The 4,966-nt window shown below is 74.2% G+C and carries 7 protein-coding genes; 3 read left to right on the top strand and 4 right to left on the bottom strand.

Annotated elements, in window-relative coordinates; all coding sequences use genetic code 11:
- Positions 1-119: 119 nt before the first annotated feature.
- The 4 genes from OZN99_RS25345 to OZN99_RS25360 all read right to left on the bottom strand — a co-directional run bounded on the left by OZN99_RS25345 (position 120) and on the right by OZN99_RS25360 (position 2,453).
- Entirely contained in the window at positions 120-374 is a 255-nt protein-coding gene (locus OZN99_RS25345; protein ID WP_270938019.1) for a hypothetical protein, read from the bottom strand.
- 49 nt (positions 375-423) lie between these two features.
- On the bottom strand, positions 424-1,137 hold the full coding sequence (locus tag OZN99_RS25350; RefSeq protein WP_270938020.1) for a hypothetical protein: 714 nt from the start codon (positions 1,135-1,137) through the stop codon (positions 424-426).
- A 114-nt stretch (positions 1,138-1,251) separates the two neighbouring features.
- Positions 1,252-1,857 carry a CoA pyrophosphatase gene (locus tag OZN99_RS25355; protein WP_270938021.1) on the bottom strand — a complete coding sequence of 202 codons (606 nt, stop codon included), beginning with the start codon at positions 1,855-1,857 and terminating at the stop codon, positions 1,252-1,254.
- A complete protein-coding gene (locus OZN99_RS25360; protein ID WP_270938022.1) occupies positions 1,854-2,453 on the bottom strand; it encodes a DUF1285 domain-containing protein in 600 nt (199 codons plus the stop codon). Before OZN99_RS25360 ends, OZN99_RS25355 begins: the two co-directional genes overlap by 4 nt.
- Before the next feature lie 172 nt (positions 2,454-2,625).
- Between OZN99_RS25360 and OZN99_RS25365 the strand changes: the two genes are divergently transcribed.
- The 3 genes from OZN99_RS25365 to OZN99_RS25375 all read left to right on the top strand — a co-directional run.
- Positions 2,626-3,639, top strand: a complete 1,014-nt coding sequence (locus tag OZN99_RS25365) for an AAA family ATPase (protein WP_270938023.1) — start codon at positions 2,626-2,628, stop codon at positions 3,637-3,639.
- Positions 3,632-4,510: a DUF58 domain-containing protein gene (locus OZN99_RS25370; protein WP_270938024.1), complete on the top strand. Its 879-nt coding sequence runs from the start codon at positions 3,632-3,634 to the stop codon at positions 4,508-4,510. Before OZN99_RS25365 ends, OZN99_RS25370 begins: the two co-directional genes overlap by 8 nt.
- A gap of 102 nt (positions 4,511-4,612) precedes the next feature.
- Positions 4,613-4,966 (top strand): BatA domain-containing protein (locus OZN99_RS25375; RefSeq protein WP_270938025.1); only part of this gene is annotated, 354 nt, incomplete at its 3' end.

The following is a 4,966-nucleotide window of genomic DNA, read 5'->3' on the forward strand; positions in this document are numbered from 1 at the left end:
GCACCCCCCCACGGCGCGCGCGCCGGGCAGGGCCGCCAGAACGGCGGCCGGCGCGGGGGCGGCCAGGAAGTCCGGCGGGGCGATCGCCGCATGGGGCGGATCCACCGCGCCCGGCACGGTCACGGCCGGGGCCCCGGATGGCCCTGCTGCACCGTGCCGCCCGGCCCAAGCGTGGCCGGCACATAGGATTCGCCGCGGTCGAAGCTGCGCGACAGGCCGAACCAGACCGCCGAGCCCAGCATCAGCCCGACCCCGAGCAGCAGGGCGATCACCATCCCGGAGGACGGCTCGCCGGAGCTCGGCCCATAGCGACGCCACGCCAGGTAGAGCGCGAAGGGCAGCAGGGTGAGAAGGACGGCGATGACGGCAGCCATGGTCGGGGGGATATAGCCCTACCCCTGCGGGCCGGCATCCCGGGGAGGGTCAGGCGACGCTCGACCTTGTCTCGCCCATGCCGCGCGGCTCGGCGCAGAGTTCGCGCAGCGCCAGGCGGAAGGCGTCCATCGCGGTCGCCCAGCCGGCCAGCACCTCGCGCAGCCGCTCGCCGTCGAACAGGGCGCCCTTCTCGCCACCGTCGCGCTCGCGCAGCGCAGCGGCGACGGCGGCCAGGATCGTGCGGCAGGGCGCCGCCCCCGGCAGCTGCTCCAGGAAGCGATCCACCAGCCCATCGCGGAGGGTGGCCAGGAACGCCTCGCGCGGCGCCGCATCGGGGCGCGACAGCACGACCAGCAGCGCGAGCAGCAGCGCGCGGGCGGATTGCTGCACGAGGTCGCCCAGGCTGCGGACCATTGCGAGCTGCACCGCGCTGCCGTCGCACCCCGCGCGGACCTTGCGGGCCAGCGCCCCGCGGATGCTGTCCGGCCGGCCCGTCGGCGCGGCCAGGCGGTCCAGCACGCGGCGCTGCCGCGCGGCGGAGGCTGGCGACCCATCGCCAAGCCGCGCCAGGAAACCGCTGATGACGACGAAATCACCGGGGAAGGAGGTCACCCGCTCGCTGCAGGCCAGGATAGCGCCGTGCGACAGCAGCAGGTCATGGCGGGCGTTCAGCGAACGGGCGGCCTCGATTTCCGCCGCCGCCCAGGCGCGGCGAACCTCGAAAGCGGAACCAAGCCTGAGAAAGACATCTCCCAGTTCCACCCGGAGCTCCCGACACCCGCTCCGGTTGTAGATACCGCGACCTTCACGGCGCGTTAACACAAATCTCGGCCGCACGATCACGCTTCCGTGACGATCGGGTGCGCCGCCCCCCGGTCAGTCCCGCAGCACGCGCGCCAGGCTGACCAGCATGGTCGCGGTGGCCCCCCAGATCAGGTGCTCCGGATGCGGCCAGACCCAGAATTCGCGCAGGCGCCCGCGGAACTCGGCCCGGCGGCGCTCCGGCGCCTCGGGGTCCAGCACCGTCGCCAGGGGCAGTTCGAAGATGGTGGCGACCTCCCCGGGGTCGGGGGTTAGGGTCAGGGGCGGGTCCAGGAAGGCCACGACCGGCGTCACGCGGAACCCCGTGCCGGTGAGATGCAGCGGCAGGTGGCCGGCGACCTGCGGCAACCTCGGGTCCAGGCCCACCTCTTCCGCCGCCTCGCGCAGGGCGGCCGCCTCCGGCGTCTCGCCGGGCTCGACGCGGCCGCCCGGGAAGGCGACCTGCCCGGCATGCGAGGAGAGCCCCGCCGCCCGCAGGGTCAGCAGGATGGAGGGGCGCTCGGCGTGCCAGACGATCGGCACCAGGACGGCGGCGTCCCGCACCCGCCCGGCCAGCAGCGCCGCCTCGGCGTCGTCGGAGAAGGTCGGAACGGCCAGGGCCAGCCGCTCCGAATCGGTCAGGCGGGCGGCGATCTCGGCGCGCGACGGCGGCGCGGTCACTCCGCCGCCCGGCGGAGGGCCATGCCGTCCGGCGCCTCGTCGATCGGGAAGAAGACGCCCTCGGACCAGACGCCGAGGACCTGGCGTCCATCCACCGTCTCCGGCACCGCCAGCGCGACCAGCTCGTAGAAGACCGCGCGGTTGATCCGCGCCTCGAGCCCGGGACGGACGGTGATGTAGGGCCTGGGCTCGCGCGACTTCGGGTCCACCGCCACGCGGATCGGATGCTCCGAATCGGCGGTCACCATCTCGTCGAGGTTGGTGCGGAAGGTCAGGCACTGGCGCGGCTTGGGATTCGGCACGAAGGGGTCGGCGCAGTCCCGCCAGAACATCTCGACCGCGATGAAGGGCGCGTCCTCCACCTCGATGCGGCCGCGCTCCACCGGCGTCTCCAGCACGTAGCCGCCATCCGGTTCCCGCTTCAGCACGGAGGCGAAGAGACAGACCAGCTCCTTCCGGCCGATCGGGCTGCCGCGGTAGTACCAGGTGCCGTCGCGCGCGATCCGCATCGACAGGTCGCCGCATTCGTGCCGCGCCCTGGGCTGCGCGGAGGCGCAGGCCGCCGCTTTCGAAGCCGTCGCCGGATGAGTGGTCATTGCAGAACGTCCCGCATCCGTGAAGCCGTCACCGCGTCCATCGCACCAGCCTGCCCCGGCCCCCAGACCTTGCCGCGGCGCCCGCCGCCAGTAACCGTACTGGCGGCGGGTATGGGCAGCGTGGATACTCGGACCATATGCACCGCTCGTGGATATAGGGAGCCTGACCCCGATGGTTGAAGTGGCCGACCCCACGCGGGAGGACCAGGCCGGCGCCCTGGTGGCGGAGGCGGAGGCGCTGGCCGAGCGGCTGGCCCGGGTCCGCCAGTCCGTCGGACGCGTGATCTTCGGCCAGGACCAGGTGGTCGAGCGGACCCTGATCACCCTGCTCTCGGGTGGCCACGTCCTGCTGGTCGGCGTGCCCGGCCTGGGCAAGACCAAGCTGGTCGAGACGCTCGGCACGGTGCTCGGGCTGGATGCGAAGCGCGTGCAGTTCACGCCGGACCTGATGCCCTCCGACATCCTGGGCTCCGAGGTGCTGGAGGAGGACGCGCACGGCAAGCGGCACTTCCGCTTCATCAAGGGCCCGATCTTCTGCCAGCTGCTGATGGCCGACGAGATCAACCGCGCCAGCCCCCGCACCCAGTCGGCGCTGCTGCAGGCGATGCAGGAGCACAAGGTCGCGATCGCCGGCGAGACCCACCCGCTGCCCGCCCCGTTCCACGTGCTGGCGACGCAGAACCCGATCGAGCAGGAAGGCACCTACCCCCTGCCGGAAGCGCAGCTCGACCGCTTCCTGCTGGAGATCGACGTCAGCTATCCCGACCTGGCGGCGGAGCGCGCCATGCTGCTGGCGACCACCGGCGCGAGCGAGGCGAAGCCGGTCCCGGCGATGACCGGGCCGGAACTGCTCGACGCGCAGCGCCTGATCCGCCGCCTGCCGGTGGGCGAGAGCGTGATCGAGGCGATCCTCCGCCTGGTGCGCGGCGCCCGCCCCGAGACGACCGAGCTGGAGGAGGTGCGGCGCCACCTGGCCTATGGCCCGGGCCCGCGCGCCGCGCAGGCGCTGATGCTGGCGACCCGCGCCCGCGCCGTGCTGGACGGCCGGCTCTCACCCTCGGTGGAAGACGTGGTCGCGCTGGTCGAGCCGGTGCTGCGCCACCGCATGGCGCTGAACTTCTCGGCCCGGGCGGACGGGGTGCATCTGTCGGAGGTGCTCGACCGGCTGAAGGCCCAGCTTGCCTAGGGTCCCGGCCGCCCTCACCGCGCATGTCGGCGTCCCCTGGGCGGAGCAGCTCGGCGCCGCGCTGCCGCCGCTGCTGGTCGAGGCGGAGCGCGTCGCGGCGACCGTGATGCCCGGCCTGCATGGCCGCCGCCGCGCCGGCCCGGGCGAGGCCTTCTGGCAGTTCCGCGCCTATGTGCCCGGCGACCAGGCCAGCCGCATCGACTGGCGGCAATCCGGCAAGTCGGACCGGCTCTTCATCCGCGAGACGGAGTGGGAGGCGGCGCAGACCGTGGCGCTGTGGAGCGCCACCGGGCCGGGCATGGACTGGCGCAGCAGCAAGGAGGTTCCGGCGAAGGCGCTGCGGGCGCAGCTGCTGCTGCTGGCGCTGGCTGCGCTGCTGCTGCGCGGCGGGGAGCGGGTCCGGCTGTTCGGCCTGCCGCGCCCCTTCGCCGGGCGCCACGCCCTGCCGGCCATGGCCGATTCGCTGCCGCAGATGGCCGCGCGGCCCGAGGACCACCGCGTCGCGCGGCATGCCCGCGCCGTGCTGTTCGGCGACTTCTGGGAGCCGCTGGAGACCACGCGCGCGGCGATCGCGCAGCTGGCCGCGCAGGGCGTCCGCGGGCACATGCTGCAGGTGCTCGACCCGGCCGAGGAGACGCTTCCCTACAGCGGGCGCATCCGCTTCGAGGACGTGCTGGGCGCCGGCGCGCCGGCCGCCCTGGTGCCGCGCGTGGAAGCGGTGCGCGGGCTGTATGCGGAACGCCTGGCGCGGCACCGCGCGGCGCTGGCCGCGCTGGCGCAGTCCGCGGGCTGGAGCTTCGCCACCCACCGCACCGACCAGCCGCCCGAATCGGCCCTTCTCGCATTGCATCAAGTGCTGGCGCCGGCATGAGGCGCGGGAGCAGGATGGCCCTGTTCAGATGCTGACCTCCCCCGACCCCTCCCCCGGCGACTCCGGCCGCCTCCTGAGCCTTGGGGGGGCGCGGTAGGCCCCATGCTGATCCTCGGCCCCATCGCCTTCGCCGCGCCCTGGCTCCTTCTCGCGCTGCCCGCGCTGCCCATCCTCTGGTGGCTGCTGCGCGTCACCCCTCCGGCGCCGAAGCGGCAGGACTTCCCGGCCATCGGCCTGCTGCGCGACCTGCCGGCGCCGGAGGAGACACCCTCCCGCACGCCGTGGTGGCTGCTGCTGCTGCGCCTGGCCGCGGCGGCCCTGGTCATCCTCGGCCTCGCGCGGCCGGTCTGGGGGCCGACCGCGGCCGGCGGCGGCAACGGCCCGCTGCTGGTCGTGGTGGACGATGGCTGGGCCGCCGGGGCCGACTGGCCCGACCGCATCGCCGCGGCCGAGGCC

Origin of the sequence: Falsiroseomonas oryzae (assembly GCF_027856955.1) — a bacterium.
In the GTDB taxonomy this organism is placed as follows: domain Bacteria; phylum Pseudomonadota; class Alphaproteobacteria; order Acetobacterales; family Acetobacteraceae; genus Falsiroseomonas; species Falsiroseomonas oryzae.

Excerpts from the sequence above, each read along its gene's own strand:
- OZN99_RS25345 (WP_270938019.1), bottom strand. The coding sequence starts at position 374 with ATGGCTGCCGTCATCGCCGTCCTTCTCACCCTGCTGCCCTTCGCGCTC.
- OZN99_RS25360 (WP_270938022.1), bottom strand. The coding sequence starts at position 2,453 with ATGACCACTCATCCGGCGACGGCTTCGAAAGCGGCGGCCTGCGCCTCC.
- OZN99_RS25365 (WP_270938023.1), top strand. The coding sequence starts at position 2,626 with ATGGTTGAAGTGGCCGACCCCACGCGGGAGGACCAGGCCGGCGCCCTG.